19 protein-coding genes are annotated in these 19,801 nt (G+C 65.0%); 12 read left to right on the top strand and 7 right to left on the bottom strand.

Annotated features, from left to right (window positions below; genetic code table 11):
• Positions 1-61 precede the first annotated feature (61 nt).
• From CWO91_RS20875 to CWO91_RS20845, 7 genes are all read left to right on the top strand, one after another.
• Positions 62-1,249, top strand: a complete 1,188-nt coding sequence (locus CWO91_RS20875) for a substrate-binding domain-containing protein (RefSeq protein ID WP_165405591.1) — start codon at positions 62-64, stop codon at positions 1,247-1,249.
• Between the two features lie 168 nt (positions 1,250-1,417).
• Positions 1,418-2,932, top strand: a complete 1,515-nt coding sequence (locus CWO91_RS20870; protein WP_130215842.1) for an amidase — start codon at positions 1,418-1,420, stop codon at positions 2,930-2,932.
• 138 nt (positions 2,933-3,070) lie between these two features.
• Positions 3,071-3,928 (top strand): branched-chain amino acid ABC transporter permease, encoded by an 858-nt coding sequence (locus tag CWO91_RS20865; RefSeq protein ID WP_130215840.1) that lies wholly within the window; start codon positions 3,071-3,073, stop codon positions 3,926-3,928.
• A 4-nt stretch (positions 3,929-3,932) separates the two neighbouring features.
• Entirely contained in the window at positions 3,933-5,150 is a 1,218-nt protein-coding gene (locus CWO91_RS20860; protein ID WP_130215838.1) for a substrate-binding protein, read from the top strand.
• 6 nt (positions 5,151-5,156) lie between these two features.
• Positions 5,157-6,254, top strand: coding sequence for a branched-chain amino acid ABC transporter permease (locus CWO91_RS20855; RefSeq protein WP_130215836.1), 1,098 nt, complete (start codon positions 5,157-5,159; stop codon positions 6,252-6,254).
• Positions 6,241-6,975 (top strand): ABC transporter ATP-binding protein, encoded by a 735-nt coding sequence (locus CWO91_RS20850; protein ID WP_130215834.1) that lies wholly within the window; start codon positions 6,241-6,243, stop codon positions 6,973-6,975. Before CWO91_RS20855 ends, CWO91_RS20850 begins: the two co-directional genes overlap by 14 nt.
• On the top strand, positions 6,968-7,663 hold the full coding sequence (locus CWO91_RS20845; RefSeq protein ID WP_130215832.1) for an ABC transporter ATP-binding protein: 696 nt from the start codon (positions 6,968-6,970) through the stop codon (positions 7,661-7,663). Before CWO91_RS20850 ends, CWO91_RS20845 begins: the two co-directional genes overlap by 8 nt.
• A 176-nt stretch (positions 7,664-7,839) precedes the next feature.
• On the opposite strand, the gene CWO91_RS20835 is transcribed toward CWO91_RS20845, so the two are convergent.
• The 4 genes from CWO91_RS20835 to CWO91_RS20820 form a co-directional block, all read right to left on the bottom strand.
• Positions 7,840-9,417 carry a L,D-transpeptidase family protein gene (locus CWO91_RS20835; protein WP_165405590.1) on the bottom strand — a complete coding sequence of 526 codons (1,578 nt, stop codon included), beginning with the start codon at positions 9,415-9,417 and terminating at the stop codon, positions 7,840-7,842.
• A 494-nt stretch (positions 9,418-9,911) separates the two neighbouring features.
• Entirely contained in the window at positions 9,912-10,874 is a 963-nt protein-coding gene (locus CWO91_RS20830) for an acetyl-CoA carboxylase carboxyltransferase subunit alpha (protein ID WP_130215830.1), read from the bottom strand.
• Positions 10,875-11,232: 358 nt separating this feature from the next.
• Positions 11,233-12,189, bottom strand: coding sequence for a site-specific tyrosine recombinase XerD (gene xerD / locus CWO91_RS20825; protein ID WP_130215828.1), 957 nt, complete (start codon positions 12,187-12,189; stop codon positions 11,233-11,235).
• Positions 12,190-12,206: 17 nt separating this feature from the next.
• Positions 12,207-12,353, bottom strand: coding sequence for a hypothetical protein (locus tag CWO91_RS20820; RefSeq protein ID WP_035669499.1), 147 nt, complete (start codon positions 12,351-12,353; stop codon positions 12,207-12,209).
• 146 nt (positions 12,354-12,499) lie between these two features.
• On the opposite strand from CWO91_RS20820, the gene CWO91_RS20815 reads away from it, so the two are divergent.
• The 3 genes from CWO91_RS20815 to CWO91_RS20805 all read left to right on the top strand — a co-directional run bounded on the left by CWO91_RS20815 (position 12,500) and on the right by CWO91_RS20805 (position 15,653).
• The gene (locus CWO91_RS20815; RefSeq protein WP_165405589.1) at positions 12,500-13,111 is read left to right on the top strand and encodes a shikimate kinase; all 612 of its coding nucleotides are present in this window, start codon (positions 12,500-12,502) and stop codon (positions 13,109-13,111) included.
• Complete coding sequence (aroB, locus tag CWO91_RS20810; protein WP_130215824.1) at positions 13,108-14,256, top strand: 3-dehydroquinate synthase; 1,149 nt, start codon at positions 13,108-13,110, stop codon at positions 14,254-14,256. Before CWO91_RS20815 ends, aroB begins: the two co-directional genes overlap by 4 nt.
• 92 nt (positions 14,257-14,348) lie before the next feature.
• Positions 14,349-15,653 (top strand): HlyC/CorC family transporter, encoded by a 1,305-nt coding sequence (locus CWO91_RS20805; RefSeq protein ID WP_091893423.1) that lies wholly within the window; start codon positions 14,349-14,351, stop codon positions 15,651-15,653.
• Positions 15,654-15,828: 175 nt separating this feature from the next.
• Here the strand turns inward: CWO91_RS20805 and CWO91_RS20800 are convergent, their stop codons facing one another.
• Positions 15,829-16,104, bottom strand: coding sequence for a BolA family protein (locus CWO91_RS20800; RefSeq protein WP_130215897.1), 276 nt, complete (start codon positions 16,102-16,104; stop codon positions 15,829-15,831).
• 127 nt (positions 16,105-16,231) lie between these two features.
• Between CWO91_RS20800 and CWO91_RS20795 the strand changes: the two genes are divergently transcribed.
• The gene (locus CWO91_RS20795) at positions 16,232-16,864 is read left to right on the top strand and encodes a J domain-containing protein (protein ID WP_130215822.1); all 633 of its coding nucleotides are present in this window, start codon (positions 16,232-16,234) and stop codon (positions 16,862-16,864) included.
• A 2-nt stretch (positions 16,865-16,866) separates the two neighbouring features.
• Here CWO91_RS20795 and CWO91_RS20790 read toward each other — a convergent pair whose 3' ends face one another.
• Together CWO91_RS20790 and CWO91_RS20785 are read right to left on the bottom strand one after the other, a co-directional pair.
• Complete coding sequence (locus CWO91_RS20790) at positions 16,867-17,904, bottom strand: sensor histidine kinase (protein ID WP_130215820.1); 1,038 nt, start codon at positions 17,902-17,904, stop codon at positions 16,867-16,869.
• A gap of 257 nt (positions 17,905-18,161) precedes the next feature.
• Positions 18,162-19,256, bottom strand: a complete 1,095-nt coding sequence (locus CWO91_RS20785; protein WP_130215818.1) for a citrate synthase/methylcitrate synthase — start codon at positions 19,254-19,256, stop codon at positions 18,162-18,164.
• Between the two features lie 77 nt (positions 19,257-19,333).
• Here CWO91_RS20785 and CWO91_RS20780 point away from each other — a divergent pair.
• A partial coding sequence (locus CWO91_RS20780; RefSeq protein WP_130215816.1) for a citrate synthase occupies positions 19,334-19,801 on the top strand: 468 nt, incomplete at its 3' end.

Below are 19,801 nucleotides of genomic sequence, written 5' to 3'. Positions count from 1 at the left end.
GGCGGAAGCCGCGGCCGCCTGCTCAATGTGCTTTCAGGTCTGGTCCCAGACAGGAGTTGGCGTGCGCGCGACGGTAAACTTCCCGGCTCACGGCGGCCCGGCGTTGCCGCCGTCCTTGCTGCTCAGGAATCTGTCGTCGTCATCGGCGGCTGATGGTGTCTTGTCGCCCAGGGATCACGCCTTCTTCCGGCGGCGCGGCGCGAACAAGCTGCGGATCGGCGGTTTCATCTGCTGCACCGGCTCGCCCGGAGTCTGGGGCCCCTGTGCGACCAACAGTGCCAAGCTCGCTGTCGCCGAGATCAACAAGCGCGGCGGCATCCTCGGGCGCGAAATTGAGCTTTCCATTTACGACGCCGGCGGGCCGCTTGACGAGGTGCTGAACCGCGCCGAGCAGGCGATCGCATTCGACGAGGTCGATCTCATCGTCGGGCTGCACACCAGTGCGATCCGTGTCGGCTTGCGCGACGTCACCACGCGTCATCGCATCCCCTACATCTACACGCCGGTCTACGAGGGTGGCGAGCGCACGCCGGGCGTGATGGCGATCGGCGAGACGCCGCGCTGGCAGAGCCGGCCCTCGATCCATTGGCTTGCTGATGTCAAGAAGGCGTCGCGCTGGTACCTGATCGGCAGCGACTATGTCTGGCCCTGGCAATCGCATCGCGCCGTGAAGAATTACATCAAGGAGACCGGCGGACAGGTCGTCGGTGAGGAGTTCGTCCCCCTCGGCGAAGATAATCACGAGCCGCATCTGGCGCGCATCCGCGCCACGAGGCCCGATGTCGTGCTGATCTCGCTGATCGGCACCGACAGCATCACCTTTAACCGTGCCTTCGGCGAATGCGGGCTTGCCGCGACGACGCTGCGGCTTGCGGGCGCGATGGACGAGACGGTGCTGCTCGGCATCGGCGCCGACAACAGCGAGAACATGTTCTGCGCCTCCGGCTATTTCCCCGGCATCGGCTCGCGGGCCAACGACGACTTCCAAAGCCGCTATCGCACGATGTTCGGACCGAACGCTCCGCCGATCGGCTCGCTCGGCCAGTCCACTTACGAAGGCCTGCGGTTCCTCGAAGCCGTCGCGAACAAGGCAGGTTCGCTGTCCATGGCTCCCATGCTCGCGGCGGGGCGCAACGTCGTTTATGGCGGCGCGCGTGGCCCGGTCACCGTTCGCAACGGTCACGCCCGGATGCAGATGTATCTCGCCGAGGCTGACGGTCTAGACTTCAAGCTGATCAAGCCGGTCTGAAGCGAGATTGTCCATCGGTTGAGGCGGATCTTCGAAATAATACTTGAAAAGGAAAATATTTCCGTCTGTAATATCGAGGTGAAGCCGGTTGGCTCCGCGCTGTGCAGGCGCGGTGCCCATGCGGCTTCCGTCCACGCCAGGGATCAAGAAGCCTTTGAGGAGAGCGCCGTGACAGTTGTCCTTCCCACGCCAGCCCAACTTCGCAGCGTCGCCGAGCAGTGCGGCCTTTCGCTGACCGACGACGACGTCGCCTCGTTCCGCGGCCTGATGCAGGGCTCGATCGAGGCCTACAATCTCGTGGCCACGATGCCGGACGAGGTGCCGGAGGTGAAATATCCCCGCACGCCGGGCTATCGGCCCTCAGCCGAAGAGAACCCGCGCAATGCCTGGTACCGCAAGTCGACCGTGAAGGGCGCCGCCAGCGGCAAGCTCAAGGGCAAGACCGTCGCGCTGAAGGACAACATCATGCTCGCCGGCGTTCCCATGACCAATGGCTCGTCGACGCTGGAAGGCTACGTGCCCGATTTCGACGCCACCATCGTCACGCGCATGCTCGATGCCGGTGCCGAGATCGTCGGTAAAACCCATTGCGAGCACTTCTGCCTGTCCGGCGGCAGCCACACCGGCTCCTATGGGCCGGTGCACAATCCGCACAAGATGGGTTACTCGGCCGGCGGCTCGTCGTCAGGCTCGGGCGTCGTGATTGCGCTCGGCGAGGTCGACATGGCGATCGGCGGCGATCAGGGCGGCTCGATCCGCATGCCGTCCTCGTTCTGCGGCATCTACGGAATGAAGCCGACCTGGGGCCTCGTGCCCTATACCGGGATCATGCCGATCGAGATCTACGTCGATCATACCGGCCCGATGACTGCGACGGTCGCCGACAATGCGCTGCTGCTCGAAGTGCTCGCCGGCGACGACGGCTACGATCCCCGCATCAAGGCGCCGAAGGTCGAGGAATACACCAAGGCGCTCGGCCAGGGCGTCAAGGGCATGAAGATCGGCATCGTCAAGGAAGGCTTTGAGCAGCCGGGTGCAGAGGCCGCGGTGAATGAGAGCGTGCGCGAGGCGGCGAAACGCTTTAGGGATCTCGGAGCCAGCATCGAAACGGTGTCGATCCCGATGCACCTCCTGGGCGGCGCGATCTGGACCCCGATCGGCACCGAAGGCCTGACCCAGACCATGATGTTCGGCGACGGCTACGGCCTCAGCCGCGGCGATCTCTATTCGACCTCGCTGATGGATTTTCATCGCGGCTGGCGCCGGCAGGCCGATTCGCTGTCCGAGACCACGAAATTGTTCATGATGCTCGGCACCTACATCAACAACAATTTCGGTCCACGCTTCTACGGCAAGGCGCTCAACATCTCGCGACGGCTGACCGCGGCCTACGACAAGGCGTTCGGGGATTACGATCTGCTGCTGATGCCGACCACTCCGATGAAGGCGACGCCGCTGCCGGCCCCCAATGCCAGCCGCGAGGACTACGTTGCCCGCGCGCTCGAGATGATCTCCAACACCGCGCCGTTCGACATCACCCATCATCCCGCGATGTCGCTGCCCTGCGGCATGGTCGATGGCCTGCCCGTCGGCCTGATGCTGGTCGGCCGCATGTTCGAGGAAGCCACGATCTATCGCGCCGCTCATGCCTTTGAGCAGACCGGCGACTGGAAGAAGATGTGAGCGAGGCTTCGATGCAGGCGAACGGAACACCAGAGCGTTTTCGAGCGAAGTGGATACCGGTTCGCGTCAAGAAAACGCGTCAAAACAAGAATCTAGAGCCCCGTTCCGATTCCATCGGAACGGGAAAGGCTCTAACGCATGGCTAACGCGTTCGTCGCGGCGTTCGAGATCCTGAGCTTTGGCGCGATCATCGTCCTGATCGTGCTGGGGCTCGGGATCATCGCCAGCATGATGGGCATCTTCAACTTCGCGCAGGGCGAGTTCGTCCTGCTCGGGGCCTACATCACTTATCTCGCCTACGCCAAGGGATTGCCGATCTGGGCCGGCATGGTTGCGGCGCCCTTCGCGGTCGGCGCCCTCGGCTTCGTGCTGGAGGCGCTGATCATCCGCCGTTTCTACGCCGCGCCCATCGTCGCCATGCTCGGCACCTATGCGCTCGGCCTCATCATCCGCGAATCCGTGCGCGGCCTGATCGGCGGCTTCTATCTCACCGTGCCCGAACCGATCGGCGGCTCGATCGACATCGGCGCCATGCACATCTCGGCCTGGCGCTTCACCATCATCGTCGTCACGCTCTTGGTGATGGGCGGCTGCTATCTGCTGCTGTCGCGCACGAGTTTTGGCCTGCGCGTGCGGGCGACGCTGGAGAATCCGTCGCTGGCGCGCGCCTCGGGCATCTCCACGCCGCTGATGTACGGCGCCACGTTTGCGTTCGGCGCAGCGCTGGCGGGACTTGCCGGTGCGCTGATCGTGCCGGTGTTCAGCCTGTTTGCCGATCTCGGCCTGCGCTTCCTGATCCAGGGTTTTGTCGCAGTCATGGTCGGCGGCGTCGGCTCCTTCATCGGACCGGTCGCAGGCGCCGGCGTCATCGGCACGCTCAGCGCGGCGCTGCCGTGGGTGATGGCGCCCGTCGTCGCCGACGTGCTCGTCTTCGTGCTTGCCATTGTCTTCATCAAATTCCGCCCGCAGGGCCTCATCGCTGGAAAAGGGGTTTAGTCACATGTTCGATCGCACTCAGTTCTCGCGGCGCCGCTTCCTCTCCAATTTCGCCTTTGCGTCCAGTGCGGTCGCAACCGGCGTCGGCAGCTGGGTGATCCCGGCTCCCTGGGCCAATGCGGCCGAAGCTCCGATCAAGGTCGGCATCGCCACCGACCTCACCGGTCCGATCGCCTATGCCGGCAATGCCGATGCCAACGTCGCCAAGATGGTGATCAAGGAGATCAACGCCGCCGGCGGTCTGCTCGGCCGCCCGCTCGAGCTCTATATCGAGGACACCGCCTCGAACGAATCCGTCGCGGTCGGCAACGTGCGAAAACTGATCCAGCGCGACAAGGTCGACATGGTGCTGGGCGGCATCACCTCCTCGATGCGCAACGCGATCAAGGATCCGATCGTGGCGCGCGGCAAGACGCTCTACATCTATCCGCAGCTTTACGAGGGCAAGGAGTGCACGCCCTACCTGTTCTGCACCGGCCCGACGCCGGCGCAGCAATGCGACGAGTTCATCCCCTGGCTGATCAAGAACGGCGGCAAGAAATTCGCGCTGCCGAGCGCCAACTATGTCTGGCCGCACACGCTCAACATCTATGCCCGCAAGGTGATCGAGGCGAATGGTGGCGAGGTCGTGTTCGAGGAATACTACCCGCTCGACCAGGTCGACTTCTCCGCAACCGTCAACCGCATCATCTCCAACAAGGTCGACGTCGTCTTCAACACCGTCATTCCGCCCGGCGTCGGGCCGTTCTTCAAGCAGCTCTATGAAGCTGGTTTCCTCAAGAACGGCGGGCGCCTCGCCTGCGTCTACTATGACGAGAACACGCTCAACATCAATCAGGCCGCCGAGATCGAGGGCCTCGCCAGCTGCCTCGACTATTTCAAGGTGCTGACCAAGGAGAACCCGTTCGACGCGAAGATCCAGGCGGCCTACGAGAAGGATTTCCCCGGCAACTTCCTGTTCGCCGCCGGCAGCGCCGCCACCGGCACCTATCGCGGCCTCAAGCTGTGGGAAGCCGCGGTCAAGGAGGCCGGCAAGATCGACCGCGAGTCGGTAGCCGCCGCGCTCGACCACGCCAAGATCGCCGAAGGTCCCGGGGGACCTGCCGAGATGGTGCCGGGCAAGCGGCACTGCAAGATGAAGATGTACACCGCGGTCGCCAAGGGCGGGAATTACGAGATCGTCGCCCGCAGCAGCGGCCTCGTCGATCCCAAGGAATGCTGAGGTGGAATGCTGAAGCCGATGAGTGTAGTAAGAGAGGCCATCGCTGGCGACGAAGCGGACGACGCGATGGCTGAACGCGTGGCAGCGGGACGGGCCAGGGAACGAGTCAAGGCAGGACGAAAAGTCCTGCCGATCGTCGAGGCGGTCGTGCTCGTCGCGGCCCTGCTCGCGCCGCTGGCGCTCCAGGACTACCTCACCGTGTTCGCAACGCGCGTGATCATTCTGGCGCTGTTCGCACTGTCGTTCGACCTCGTCTGGGGCTACGCCGGGATCATGAGCTTCGGCCAGGCCCTGTTCTTCGGCTCGGCCGGCTATGGCGTCGCGCTGCTCGCGCGCGACCTCGACATCACCAACATCTTTCTGGTGCTGCCGGCGGGTACGCTGATCGGCCTCACGTTCGCGCTGCTGCTCGGCGGCTTCCTGCTGCTGGGGCGGCACCCCTCCAGCGTGATCTTCGTTTCGCTCGGCACGCTGACCGGCTCCTATGCCGCCGACCGCCTGGCGCGCGGCTGGTATTATCTGGGCGGCCAGAACGGCATCCCCTCGATCGCGCCGATGTCGCTTGGTTCATACGAATTTTCGGAAGGGCCGGCGTTCTATTATCTCGTGCTCGGCATCCTCGTCGTGGTCTACCTGCTCTGCCGCTTCCTGGTGCGCTCGCAATTCGGCCTTGCGCTGGCAGGCCTGCGCGAGAACGAGCAGCGCATCGCTTTCTTCGGCTACAAGGCGCAGCATCTGAAAGCCATCATCTTCACCGTCGGCGGTGCCATCGCAGGCCTTGCCGGCAGCCTCTATGCTTTCCATGAAGGCTTCGTCTGGCCCAACATGGTCGGCGTCGTGGTCTCGACGCAGGTGGTGCTCTATGTGCTGTTCGGCGGCTCCGGCACGCTGATCGGCGCCGTCATCGGCGCCGTCATCGTCGAGGGCGTCAGCTTCTGGCTGTCGGACAATTATCGCGACGTCTGGCCGATCATTCTCGGCCTCTTGCTGTTGCTCGTGATCCTGTTCCGGCCGCTCGGCCTCATCAGCTTCGTGCTGGGTGAGCGCGAGCGGGTCGGCAGCTTTGGTGCGAAGCCTAAGGAGAAGCGCAATGCCGCTCCTTGAAGCCGCCGGCATCAGGAAAGTCTTTGGCAAGCTCACTGCGCTCGATGGTGCAGCGCTCACCGTCGGCGAGAACGAGTTTCACGGTCTGATCGGTCCGAACGGCTCCGGCAAGAGCACGCTAATGAAATGCATCGCCGGGGCCGAGGTGCCGACGCAGGGCAAGGTGAGCTTCGTCAACACCGACATCACTGCCTTCACCCCGACCGAGCGCGCCCGCGCCGGCATGAGCCTGAAGTTCCAGATCACGAGCGTGCTGCCGTCGCTGACGCTGTACGACAACATCCTGCTCGCGCTGCAGGCACAGTGCTCGCTGCTCGATCTCGTGCTCTCGCGCACGCGCAGGCTGCTGCACGACCAGGTCATGACCATGCTGAGGCAATTTCGCCTCGCCGACCGCGCTTTCGATGCGGCCGCCGCCCTATCGCACGGCCAGCAGCAATGGCTGGAGATCGCGATGGCGCTGGCGGGCAAGCCAAAGCTCTTGCTGCTGGACGAGCCGACCGGTGGCATGAGCCTGGAGGAGCGCCGCGTCACCGGCGAATTGCTCCAGCCGATCAAGCAGCATTGCTCGCTCGTCATCGTCGAGCACGACCTCGATTTCATCCGCGACATCTGCGATCGCCTCACCGTGCTCGACCAGGGCAAGGTGCTGGCGTCGGGCACGGTGTCCGAGATCCAGGCCAACAAGAGTGTCCAGGAGATTTATCTGCGCCGTGCCTGAATATTTGGACATCAAGCATCTCGACACCGGCTATGGACGCAGCCAGGTGCTGTTCGACGTCAGCCTCGGCATTCCCTGGCGCGGCGGCGTCGCCGTGCTCGGCCGCAACGGTGCCGGCAAGACCACGCTGATGAAGACCATCGTCGGCGAACTGCCGGCCTGGAAGGGCGAGGTCGCCTTCGACGGCCGCGACATCAGCCGCCGCGCCACCCAGGAGCGCGTGCGCGCCGGCATCGGCTACGTCCCGCAGGAGCATTCGGTGTTCGCGCGCCTGTCGGTGCGCGACAATCTCGCCGTCGGCTCGCTCGCGAGCAAGGATGCGTCCGCCGTCGACCGCGTGCTGACCATCTTCCCGAAGCTCGGCCAGCGCCTCGACCAGCCGGCCGGCACGCTGTCCGGCGGCGAGCGCAAGATGCTCGCGATCGGCCGCGCCATGCTGGGCGACCCAAAACTGTTGCTGCTCGACGAGCCGACCGAAGGCGTCTGGATCGGCGTGATCGAGGAGATCACCGAGCGCTTGATCGAGCTCGCGAAGACCATCGCCGTCATCATCGTCGAGCAGCACCTCGACTTGGCGCTGCGCGTCGCCGACTACGCCTACGTGCTCGACCGCGGACGAATCGCGCTGCAAGGCGAGGCGGGGGAGGTGCGGGGCAATCCGGAACTGATGCGGTATCTGGCGCCGTAGGATATGCGCGTGAAGCGCGCCGCTCTCACACCGAACTCGGCTGTCATGCTCCGCGAAAGCGGGGCATCCAGTACGCCGCGGCTTCTCGATCGAGAACGGCCGTCTCTGGAATACTGGATTCCCCGCCTTCGCGGGGAATGACGGCGTCAGGCTGGGATGGGACGGAGCACCGCCCCCTACTTCACCGCCCCAAACCGGCTGTCGAACGAGTTCGACTGCACCACCGGTGCGGCGCCGGCCATCTGCCCGCTGTCACCGGCGCCATCCGACACCGACGGCTTCAGCGCCGGGCGCGTTGCGGCGAGGCGGGTGTCGGGCTGCTTCGCCGGCTCGGCGGGCTTGGCGGCGACGGCAGGCTTCGGCGCATCCTTTGCAGCGTCCTTGGCCGCATCCTTGGATTTGTCATGCCCCGGCACGAAGCGGGTCACTGCGGCCTTCAGCCTCGACGCTGCCGTGGGCGGCGTCGTGGACGTCCGGGCCGGCGCGACGGAGGCTGTGGCCTGCGGCGGAGGCGTGGTCGCCGTGGTGTCGGCGGTGCCGAGGCCCATCTTGCGGCCGAGGTTGGAGAAGAAGCCGCCGCCTTGAGATTTCTCTTGCGATTTGTCGGCCGGCGCAGCCGCGGCGACGCGGGTGCTGGTTGCGGGTACGCTGCTAGCTGTGACCGGCTCTTCTTGCGGCGCGCTTGCTGCCGCATCGAGGTTCGGCTTGGGCGGATTGACGTGGCCGGGGATCGTGCCGGGCGCCTTCGCCATCGCCAGCATCTGCAGCGTGGTGCCTTCGGCGCCCTCCGACAGGCCGGTCGAGCCTTCTGGAATCTTGGCGGCGAAGATCTTGTTCATGCCACCGTCGATGCCGGTGTTCATGCGCGCCACCGGCGTGCCCTTGGCGACGAGCTTGGCGTATTCGGCTTCGTCCTTGGCCTGCTTCTCGCGCACGGCGCTGGCGATGTCCTCGGGGATCACATAGGCCGGGCACTTCGCCGAAGCGTCGAACACCGGGTCGCGCTTGGCGTCCGCCGGCTTCGCTGCATCGAACACGTATTTCTTCTCGCAGAAATCGACCTTCGGCTCCTGCCGCGTCACCTCGAAATGATCATAGCCTTCCTTGATCATTTTCCAGAAGGCCATGTTCGGATTGTTCCGGTGCTTGGCCATATTCACCGGCGTCATCTTGAACGGATAGGCTTGGAGCTGGAACGCCTTCTGGCCGCCGAAGAAGGATTCGCGCCCCAGCGAATAAATCTCCGCGATTTGCTCGTCGGTCATGGCGTAGCAGCCGCGCGACGAGCAATCGCCGTGCACCATCAGCTGCGAGCCGCTGCGCCCAAGCGCCTTGTCGAACGCGTTCGGATAGCCGGTGTTGAAGGAGAGGTAATAGGCCGACTGCGGATTCATCTGGCTCGGATTGATCGAGTAGAATCCTTCCGGTGCCTGGCGGTCGCCTTCGCGCACCTTGGGGCCGAGATCGCCCGACCAGCGGCAGATCGGATAGGTCTTGAGCAGCGCGAACTGGCCTGAGCGGGTCTGCTTCCAGACCTCGAGCTCGGCCTCCTGCTTGAACAGGCGGACCAGGATCGGCGATTGCAGGTCCATGTTCTTCTCGACCATCGCGGCGAGAAGCTTTGGCGGCACCGGCTGGTTGGCCTTGGCGTTGGTCGCGAGCGAAACCTGGTCGGTGTCGCAGCCGGCCAGCACGATGCTGGCGGCCAGCGCAACCGAAGCCAAAAGCGCGCGAGCAAGCGAACGAGAAATCAAGATGGACCCCACACCGTGCCGGGCAGCGAAGCGCGAACCCCAATTCTTCTGGAGCACGGCCTGACCGGAAATCCGGACCCGTCGTGACGGGCTTTTTTTTCAGACCACGCCCCAGCGCTTATGCCCTGAAGCCATTGATTAAAATTCTAACCTCTGGGTCATGTGGTCGCAACCCGAGCGGAGATCACGAGCCCGTTGGCCCAGTGGCATGGTCAACGAAGACTGAATGGACGCGACTTTGGACGTAACTTGGGACGTAACTTGGGCCTTTCGGCCGGATTGGAACAGAGATCGCTGATTTGGGCAAAAAAAGGGTTAATGCGGGGTTACCGGGGGGCGACCGGGGAGGTCTCGTAGGGTGGGCAAAGGCGCGACGCGCCGTGCCCACCAGCCGGTCGCGCGGCTGGGAATGGTGGGCACGCTTCCGCCTTCGCTCTTCGAGCTACGGCGGACAAGTCGCTTTGCCCACCCTACAGGACCGAAATCGGGACTAATCAGCCCAGTTTCCGGCCGATATCGAGGAATTTCTGCCGCCGCTGCTTGCGGATGGCGTCGCCGTCGAGGCCCCGGAGCTCGTCGAAAGCCTTGGCAATGGCGTCCCCGGTGGTGGCGATCATGGCGGCGGGGTCGCGGTGAGCGCCGCCGACCGGCTCCTTCAAAATGCTGTCGATCACCCCGAAGCGGAGCATGTCCTGGGCGGTGATCTTCATGTTGTTGGCGGCTTCCTGCGCCTTCGTACCGTCGCGCCAGAGGATGGAGGAGGCGGCCTCCGGCGAGATCACGCTGTAGATCGCGTGCTCCAGCATCAACACTCTGTTGGCGGTGGTGATGGCGATGGCGCCGCCCGACATGCCCTCACCGGTGATGATGGCGACGTTCGGCACGGTCAGCGCGAGGCACGCATCCGTCGAGCGTGCGATCGCTTCGGCCTGACCGCGCTCCTCGGCGCCGATGCCGGGATAGGCGCCGGCGGAATCGGCGAGCGACAGCACCGGCAGGCCGAACCGCTCAGCCATCTCCATCAGCCGCACGCATTTGCGATAGCCTTCCGGCCGCGCCATGCCGAAATTGTGCCGGATGCGGCTCTCGGTGGAATCGCCCTTCTCCTGGCCCATCACGCAGATCGGCTCGCCACGGAAGCGGCCGAAGCCGGCGACCAGCGCCTCGTCCTCGCCGAATTTGCGGTCGCCGGCCAGCGGCGTGAACTCGGTGATCAGGCCCTTGATGAAATCGTTGAAATGCGGCCGCTGCGGATGCCGCGCCACCAGCGTCTTCTGCCACGGCGTCAGGTTCAGATAGAGGTCGGCCAGCGCCTGCGCCGCCTTGTCCTCGATCCGCCCGATCTCCTCGGCGATGTCGGTGCCGGAGGCCGCCAACATCCTGAGCTCGTCAACCTTGGAGTCGAGCTCGGCGACGGGCTTTTCGAAGTCGAGATAGCTGCGCATCTGGTCTGGCATCAACTCAATATAGGGGGACGGGGCGAGAGAGCGAAACGAGGTTGGGGTTGTGGAAAGAAGTTTAGCTTCTTCAATGGTTTGGCCTGTGCGATCGTGAGACGCCAGCCAAATCAATCGTGAGGCCACGGCTCTTTCCGCGGAGATGTGGCCGAAGTCAAGGCGGTTTAAGCCCCAGCTGTCGTCCCGGCCTAGTGCGCAATTGCGCACGGGGGCCGGAACCCATAACCACAGGGAGAGGTTTGGCGAAGACTAGTAGTTGTCCAGCTGTGCAGCGGTACTAATACCTGCGCTGACCCGAGAGATCACGCGGTATGGGTCCCGGCCTCCGCCGGGACGACGGCCTTATTTCTCCTGGGCCCTACTTCTCCGCCAGCGGGTGCAGATCGCGCACCAGGCTCTTCAGCCGCTCCTCGACCACATGGGTGTAGATCTGGGTCGTGGAGATGTCGGTGTGGCCGAGTAGGGTCTGCACGATGCGCAAATCGGCGCCGTTGTGCAGCAGGTGGCTGGCAAAGGCGTGGCGCAGCACGTGTGGGGAGACCAGCCGGGCCTGAAGCCCGGAGGCGACCGCGAGCTCCTTCAGATCGCGGGCGAAATGCTGGCGCGTCAGATGTCCGCTCTCTCCGAAGGAGGGAAACAGCCATTTCGAGGCGGCCACGCTGTTCTTCTTGTCAGCCTTTGCAGCTTCCGTCGCCGCGAGATAATCCGCCATCGCCTGCCGCGCGGCGTCGTTGAGCGGCACCAGGCGTTCCTTGTTGCCCTTGCCGCGCACCACGATCATGCGCGCATCGCGCTTGGCCGCCGAGCGCGGCAGCGCCACCAGCTCGGAGACGCGCAGGCCGGTGGCGTAGAGCACCTCGAGCAGGCAATAGAGCCGCAAGCTCCGCAGCCGTTTCGACGGCGATGCATCCGCCGCCTCGCTCAATTCCTTGGCGCGGCGGAGCATGCGGTCGACATCCGCAATCGACAGCACTTTTGGCAGGCCGCGGCCGCGCTTGGGTCCCGACAGGATCGCCGCGGGATCCTCGGCACGGATGCGCTCGTTGAGGAGAAAGCGGAACAGATGCCGCATCGCCGACAGCCGCCGCGCGACGCTGGTGGATTTGAAGCCGCGCGCATCGAGATCGGCGAGATAGTCGCGCAGGACTTGCGTCTCCGCATCCGCAAAACTGTGGCCGGCACGGCCCAAAAATTCCGAGAAATCGGTGAGGTCGCGGCGGTAGGCATCGAGCGTGTTGGCCCCGGCGCCCTGTTCCGCCGCGAGCATGTCGAGGAACAGGCCGGTGAGCTTGGTGTCGGAGGGCTTGGTGCGCATGCCCTGGAGCCTAGCTGCTATTTCTTGAGAAACTTGTCAGGCGGGATCGTCACCGTCATCTCCCGCGGCTTCGGATTGACGAAGTTCGCCAGCGCGAAGACCACGCCATAGACGATGCCGGCGATCACGGCGACGACCGTCAGGAAGCGGAACAGGCTGGGCATCGTGCTGGGGTCCGGAGGCCAAATTAACCAATGAAATCATCCAACATGTTCGCCGTTTCGTGGCAAGAGTCCTCTGGCGAGGCCCCCTGCGGGGTCGTATAGGTGGCAAAAGCATGCCGCCTTTGGCGGCAGATCGAGCGAGATCCATGTCCGACGCCGCGTTGCCGCTATCCGGTTCGCCTGAGGCCGACATTCTGTCGGCGCTCGGGACGCGCTCGATCGTGCTCGTCGGCATGATGGGGGTGGGCAAATCCACCATCGGCCGCCGCATGGCGGCGCGGCTCAAGCTGCCCTTCGTCGACGCCGACACCGAGATCGAGGCGGCGGCCGGCATGACCATACCGGAAATCTTCGAGCGCCATGGCGAGCCGCATTTCCGCGACGGCGAGGCCCGCGTGATCGCGCGGCTGCTGGACGGTGGGCCGATCGTGCTCGCGACCGGCGGCGGCGCGTTCATGCGCGAGGAGACGCGGGCGCGGATCGCCGCGAAAGCGGTCTCGATCTGGCTCAAAGCCGACCACGACGTCATCATGCGCCGGGTGCGGCGTCGTGCCGATCGTCCGCTGCTGCAGACCGCCGATCCCGAAGGAACCGTGACGCGCCTGCTCACCGAGCGCGAGCCGGTCTATCGCCATGCCGACCTCACCATCGCCTCGCGCGACGTGCCGCACGACAAGATCGTCGAGGAATGCATCGAGACGCTGCACGCCCATCTCTGCGGTGTGCCACCTGCTGACGTTGCGAGTGCCGTACGATGACTGCGCCCTTGAAACATTCCGATCCTGTCAATGTCGATGTCGCGCTGGGCGAGCGCGCCTACGACATCGTCATCGGCCGCGGCGTGCTGGCCTCGCTCGGCGAGCGCGTCGCGCGCTTGCGCCCCGGCGTACGCACCGCTGTTGTGACCGACCGCACCGTTGCGAAATATTGGCTCGAGCCCACCGAAGCTTCGCTTGCCGCCGCCGGCATCCCGACCTCGCGCATCGTGGTCGAGGAAGGCGAGATCTCCAAGACCTATGCGGGCCTGGAAAAGGTCAGCGAGGCCCTGATCGCCGCGAAGATCGAGCGCAACGATCTCGTCATCGCGCTCGGCGGCGGCGTGGTCGGCGATCTCGCCGGCTTTGCCGCGGCAATCCTGCGCCGCGGCGTCGATTTCGTGCAGGTGCCGACCTCGCTTTTGGCGCAGGTCGATTCCAGCGTCGGCGGCAAGACCGGCATCAATTCGCCGCAGGGCAAGAATCTGCTCGGCGCCTTCCACCAGCCGGTGCTGGTCATCGCCGACACCGCCGTGCTCGACACGCTGTCGCCGCGGCAATTCCGCGCCGGCTATGCAGAGGTCGCCAAATATGGCGTGCTCGGCGACGAAGCCTTCTTCAGCTGGCTGGAGAAGAACCATGCCGATGTCTTCAGGGGTGGCTCGGCGCGCGAGCATGCCATCGCGACGTCGTGCCGCGCCAAGGCCGGCGTCGTCTCGCGCGATGAGCGCGAAACCGGCGAGCGCGCGCTGCTCAATCTCGGCCATACCTTTGGTCACGCGCTGGAAGCGGCGACCGGCTTCTCCGACCGCCTGTTCCACGGCGAGGGCGTCGCGATCGGCATGACGCTGGCGGCGCAGTTCTCGGCCAGGCTCGGCATGATCGGCGAGCAGGACGCGGCGCGCGTCGAGCGTCACCTGATCGAAGCTGGCCTGCCGACGCGCTTGCAGGACATCGCGGGTTTTGTTCAGGAAGGCCTTGCCGATGCCGATGCGCTGATGGCGCTGATGGCGCAGGACAAGAAGGTCAAGCGCGGCAAGCTCACCTTCATCCTGCTGGAGGCCGTCGGGCGCGCGGTGATCGCCAAGGATGTCGAACCCGCCCCGGTGCGCGATTTCCTGCAAGAGAAGCTCGCGCAGAAGGCGTGATGCGCGGCTGAACGGGGCTCAAGCGCTTTCGCGCGAAGTGGATACCGGTTCGCGTCAAGACAACGCGTCCAAACAAGAAGCTAGAGTGGTGCATGGACTGGCTCGGATTCACCATCGTCGTCCTCTGCCTCCTGGTCTCGGCGTTCTTCGCCGCGAGCGAGACCGCGCTGACCGGCGCCTCGCGCTCTAGCATGCTCAGGCTCTCCAAGCAGGGCAATCACGACGCCGACGTCGTCTCGCAGCTGCTCGACATGCGCGAGCGCCTGATCGGCGCGCTGCTGCTCGGCAACAACATCGCCAATATCGGCTCCTCCGCGATCGCCACCGCGATATTCACGGCCTGGTTCGGTGATGTCGGCGTGCTCTATGCGACCGGGGTGATGACGGCGCTGGTCGTGATCTTCGCGGAGGTTCTGCCGAAGACCATCGCCATCAACGCGCCGGACCGCGTGGCGCTTGCGGTCGCACGCCCGATGCGGCTGACCATGTACGTGCTGGGGCCGCTGCTGCGGATCGTGGAAGTGATTGTGCGCCTGTTGCTGCGCCTGTTTGGCCTCGCCGGCGAGCACCAGGCGATCCTGTCGCCGACCGAGCGCCTGCGCGGTGCGGTCGACCTGTTGCACCACGAAGGCAAGTTCGAGAAGCATGACCGCGACATGCTTGGCGGCCTGCTCGATCTACGCGAGCTCCAGGTCTCCGACGTCATGATCCATCGCACCGAGATGATGATGATCAATGCCGATTTGCCGCCGGAAGAGCTGGTGCGCGAGGTGCTGGCCACCGAATACACCCGCATCCCGCTGTGGCGCGAGAAGCCCGAGAACATCATCGGTGTGCTCCACGCCAAGGATCTCCTCCGCGCGATCCGCGCCTCCGACGGCGATACCTCGCGGATCGATGTCTCCACCATCGCACTCCCACCCTGGTTCGTGCCGGAGATGCGCCCGGTCTCCGAGCAGCTCAAGGCGTTCCGCCGCCGCAAGACCCATTTCGCGCTCGTCGTCGACGAGTACGGCGAAGTTGAAGGGCTCGTGACGCTGGAAGACATTTTGGAGGAGATCGTCGGCGATATCTCCGACGAGCACGACGTCGTGGTCGCGGGCGTGCGCGCCCAGCCGGACGGCTCGGTCGTGGTCGACGGCTCGGTGCCGATCCGCGATCTCAACCGCGCCATGGACTGGCACCTGCCCGACGAGGAGGCGACCACGGTGGCCGGCCTCGTCATTCACGAGGCCCGCTCGATCCCCGACCGCGGCCAGAGCTTCACCTTCCACGGCTTCCGTTTCCGCGTCCTCCGCCGCGAACGCAACCGCATCACCGCGCTCCGTATCTCGCCGGTGCCGCGCGAGGCGGAGCTGGAGGAGGCAAAACCGAGGAGGGCCGGGACGTCGTTTTAGCCTCACACTCGGTGTCATCGCCCGCCTTGTGCGCACTTGCGCACTGGGGCGGGCGATCCAGTACGCCGCGGCCCATCGATTGAATCTCGACAGCAGTGTTTACTGGATGCCCCGATGGAGCCTGTCATCGGGCTCGCCGGAGGCGAGACCCGGTGGCGGGGCATGACAGAGGAGGTTAGCGCCCGCCTTCCCCCGGCGCCTGGGCGTGGATCGCGAGCGCGTGGACGCCGCCGGCGAGTTCCGCGGCCAGCGCCGAATTTATCATGCGGTGGCGCTCGATCCGGCTCTTCCCTTTGAAGACGGCAGATACGATATACACACGGAAGTGCGTCTCGCCGCTCGGTCGATGGCCGGCGTGGCCCTCATGCAAGTGCGACTCGTCGACGACTTGCAGGCTTTCCGGCTTGAAAGCTTCCTGCAACCTGTTGCTGATAATATCTCTGATAGCCATGTGTGCCATTAAGGTGCGCGATCGCACCCCGTCAATACCCGGGAGTTCTAGGTAATTGCGACCGGGTTTTCAGCTAATTGCAATGTCAAGACTTGAAGGTTTTTGCATTGCGTAGTCAAAGTCAGCCATGCCGATCGATTCATCAAAGTTCTTCGACTCCATCCGCGTCAAGCCGCGCGGCAAGCAGCCGGAAGCGAAGCCGCGCGAGACCGTGGTCGCCTGCGAATGGACCGGCTGCCAGAACAAGGGCAGCCACCGCGCGCCGAAGGGGCGCGAGAATTCTCGCGAGTACTGGCACTTCTGCCTGGAGCACGTGCGCGAGTACAACCAGAACTACAATTTCTTCTCGGGCATGAATGCCGATGCGGTCGCGCGCTACCAGAAGGATGCGCTGACCGGCCACCGTCCGACCTGGAAGATGGGCGCCAACGGCGGCAAGAAAGCTTCGGAAGCCGAGATCGACGGCGCCTTCGATCCGTTCAGCATGTTCAGTGAGATCAACGGCCGCGCCAACTGGCGCCGCGGTCCCGAGGCTCAGCCCAAGGCCGAGACGCGCAAGGTGATGAACGCCGAGCGCAAGGCGCTCCAGGTCATGGGCCTCGGCCCCGACGCCACGCTCGCCGACGTCAAGACCAAGTACAAGGCCCTGGTGAAGCAGCACCACCCCGATGCCAATGGCGGCGACCGCTCGACCGAAGACCGCCTGATCGAGATCATCAAGGCGTATAATTATCTGAAGACGGTGGTGCGGGAGGCGTAAGGCTACGCCTCCGGGAAGGACAGTTCGCAAACCAGTCCTTCCGGCTTCCACCACCGGGTCACCCGTCCGCGCAAGGTCCGGATGATGCCATCGACCGCGCCGATGCCAAAGCCCTTGCGCGTCGGCGGCTCGTCGACCCTGGGACCGCCGCGCTCCGACCAGTGTAGCACGAGAGGTTCTGCACCATTGGTCTCCCAGCGGACCTCCAGCCGGCCCGAAGGCGTCGATAGCGACCCGTATTTGGCGGCGTTGGTCGCAAGCTCGTGCACGGCGACCGCGATCGATTGGGCGAGCGTCGCCGGCAGGCGGATGTCGTCTCCGATGATACTGATACGTTCGCCGTCTCCGCCTGCGTAGGGCCGGAGTTCGTCTTCGACGATGGTCTTCAGACTCGCACCGGTCCAGCGCGACGCCGAGAACAGCCTCTGCACGTTGGCAAGCGCGCTGAGGCGGCCTTGAAACGCGGCCTGGAATTCTGCAGCGGTCTCGGCCTTCGTCAGCCGCAGCATCGCCTGCGTCACCGCGAGCAGATTGTTCGAACGATGATCGACCTCGTAGGCGAGGAGCACCATCCGCTGCTCGGCCTGCTTGCGAGCCGTGATGTCGACCAGCATGTTCACCGCGCCGACCAGTCGGCCGCGTTCATCGCGCAGCGGCGTCGGATATGGCATGAAGCAAATCCGTGAGCCGTCCGGCCGTTCGGCCACAGCCTCGACGTCGCGCACCGGCCGGTTCTGCTTGAGCGCGATTGCCATGGGGCACTCATCGTGGGGGAGCGGCGTGCCGTCGGGCAGATAGAGCTTCCATGTCACGCACCACATCGCGCCGACCTCTGGCGTGCGTCCGGCAAAATCGATGCAGGCTTGATTGAAGAAGGTGATGCGGCCTTCTGCGTCGGTCGTGTAGATCGCGGCGGGCAGCGCCTGGAGCAAGTCCCGGAATCGCCTCTCGGAATCCGCGCCGCCAGCGCTCCTGCTCGCTGCTTGCCTCGCGATCTCGCCGATCCTGGCCTCGTCCGAATCTCCAAGCAAGTCCAGCATCGCGTTCCTCTGCGGGGCCAGATCAGGCAATTCGCCGACCGCGCATTCGTTCCACAGTGCTCGTCGGAGACGTATAGACCCTCCTCAACCTGTCGTAGATCAAGACTTCGCTTGCACGACAGCGGAGTGGGAGCTCCGCTGTCGCCTTTCCCTCAGTCCTTAGTCGCGTAGCCCGGATGGAGCGTCAGCGTAATCCGGGTCTTTCTCACACAAGCGACTTTCCCGGATTTCGCTTCCGCTCCATCCAGGCTACTTCATCATTCCTTCGGCATGGCCCCCACATAGGACGAACTCGGCCGGATCAGCCGTCCCGTGCGCTGCTGCTCGCGCGCATGCGCGGTCCATCCTGCCGCACGCGCCACCGCGAAGATCGGCGTGAAGGCCTGCCTCGGAATTGCGAGCGCATCGAGCAGGATCGCGGTGAAGAACTCGACATTGGTCTCCAGCGGCCGGTCTGGGTTCTTCTTGCGCAGCGCGCTACGGATATACGCCTCGACCTCGCCGGCAAAGGGCAGGTCGGCGCCGTTGCAAGCCAGTGCCTCGATCGCGGTCTTCAGCACGTCGGCGCGCGGGTCGCGCACGCGATAGACGCGGTGACCAAAGCCCATCATCCGTTCGCCGCGTGCCAGCGCCGCATCGACCCAGCTCTGGATGCGTTCGCGCGAGCCGATCGCATCGAGCATTTCCAGCACCGGCTCTGGCGCGCCGCCATGCAAGGGGCCGGTGAGCGCGCAATAGCCCGCGGTCACGGCGGCGAACAGATCGGCTTGCGTCGAGGCCACCACGCGCGTCGTGAAGGTCGAGGCATTCATGCCGTGGTCGCAGACGGTGACGAGATAGGCATCGAGCGCGGTGACCTCGCGCGTTGCAGGCGCCCGCCCGTGCAGCATGCGCAGCGTGTCGGCGGCGTGGCTCACGCTGGAATCGGGCGCGACCGGCTCTAAGCCCTTGGCGCGGCGGACCAGCGCACCGGCGATCACCGGAAACGCGCCGACGATGGTCGCTTCATGCTCCAGACCATGTTCGGCGCGAAGTCCTGCGACTGCCGCACGAAACCCGTCGACGATGCCCATGCCCTGTGTCGCCGGCAACAGGTCCGGCAATCGCGCGAAGGCGCGCTCGCGCGCGGCGCCCAGGCTCGCCCGCACATTGGCCTCGCTCAGCGTGGTCTTGCTGGCGCCGTTCCAGAGCCGGGCGGTGACGCCCTCGAAGCTCGATTTGGCGGCGAGGCTGCCGACATGCTCGCCGGCGATGATCAGCTCGCCGCGCTCGCCATCGACATGGCTCAGCACGGTCTCCGCCGCGGGAACGCCGTCCAGCCCGATCTGGCTTTTGGTGAGGTGGATGTTCATGGCCCAAGCTCCTGTTTGACGCATGGGAAAGGTCGGGCATCTCGACAGATTGATCAATCTTGATTACATAAATCAATATGAAAAATTCCAGCGAGCTCTACCTCTCCGCCCGGGAAGCCGCCGCCGAGCTCGCGATCTCGCCAGCCACGCTCTACGCCTATGTCAGCCGCGGCTTGATCCGCTCCGAGCCGACACCGGACTCGCGAAAAAACCGCTACCGTGCCGAGGACGTCCGCGCCCTGAAGGAGCGCCGGGCGCCGTCGCCGGAGCCAAGGGGCCTGCGCAGCTTCGACGCCGACCTGCCGGTGATGGACACGGAGATCTCGACCATCACCGAGGAGGGCGCGATCTACCGTGGGGTCAACTGCGTCGATCTCGCCGAGAGCGATACGCTGGAGCACACGGCGACGCTGCTGTGGGACGTCTCCGGCGTCGATCCGTTTGATCAGGACAATCAGCCCCTTCTTTCCGAGGAGATGCGGACGATCGGGCAGGCCGCGCGGCGGGCGGCGCCGATCGACCGCGCCATCGCCGTGCTCGCGCTG

Source organism: Bradyrhizobium genosp. SA-3 (genome assembly GCF_004212635.1).
GTDB lineage: Bacteria > Pseudomonadota > Alphaproteobacteria > Rhizobiales > Xanthobacteraceae > Bradyrhizobium.
This window is presented reverse-complemented; position numbering and strand designations above follow the sequence as displayed.

Coding starts and splice junctions, on each gene's coding strand:
- CWO91_RS20865 (WP_130215840.1), top strand. CDS start 3,071: ATGGCTAACGCGTTCGTCGCGGCGTTCGAGATCCTGAGCTTTGGCGCG.
- CWO91_RS20860 (WP_130215838.1), top strand. CDS start 3,933: ATGTTCGATCGCACTCAGTTCTCGCGGCGCCGCTTCCTCTCCAATTTC.
- CWO91_RS20855 (WP_130215836.1), top strand. CDS start 5,157: ATGCTGAAGCCGATGAGTGTAGTAAGAGAGGCCATCGCTGGCGACGAA.
- CWO91_RS20850 (WP_130215834.1), top strand. CDS start 6,241: ATGCCGCTCCTTGAAGCCGCCGGCATCAGGAAAGTCTTTGGCAAGCTC.
- CWO91_RS20830 (WP_130215830.1), bottom strand. CDS start 10,874: ATGCCAGACCAGATGCGCAGCTATCTCGACTTCGAAAAGCCCGTCGCC.
- xerD (WP_130215828.1), bottom strand. CDS start 12,189: ATGCGCACCAAGCCCTCCGACACCAAGCTCACCGGCCTGTTCCTCGAC.
- CWO91_RS20820 (WP_035669499.1), bottom strand. CDS start 12,353: ATGCCCAGCCTGTTCCGCTTCCTGACGGTCGTCGCCGTGATCGCCGGC.
- CWO91_RS20815 (WP_165405589.1), top strand. CDS start 12,500: ATGTCCGACGCCGCGTTGCCGCTATCCGGTTCGCCTGAGGCCGACATT.
- aroB (WP_130215824.1), top strand. CDS start 13,108: ATGACTGCGCCCTTGAAACATTCCGATCCTGTCAATGTCGATGTCGCG.
- CWO91_RS20805 (WP_091893423.1), top strand. CDS start 14,349: ATGGACTGGCTCGGATTCACCATCGTCGTCCTCTGCCTCCTGGTCTCG.
- CWO91_RS20800 (WP_130215897.1), bottom strand. CDS start 16,104: ATGGCTATCAGAGATATTATCAGCAACAGGTTGCAGGAAGCTTTCAAG.
- CWO91_RS20795 (WP_130215822.1), top strand. CDS start 16,232: ATGCCGATCGATTCATCAAAGTTCTTCGACTCCATCCGCGTCAAGCCG.
- CWO91_RS20790 (WP_130215820.1), bottom strand. CDS start 17,904: ATGCTGGACTTGCTTGGAGATTCGGACGAGGCCAGGATCGGCGAGATC.
- CWO91_RS20785 (WP_130215818.1), bottom strand. CDS start 19,256: ATGAACATCCACCTCACCAAAAGCCAGATCGGGCTGGACGGCGTTCCC.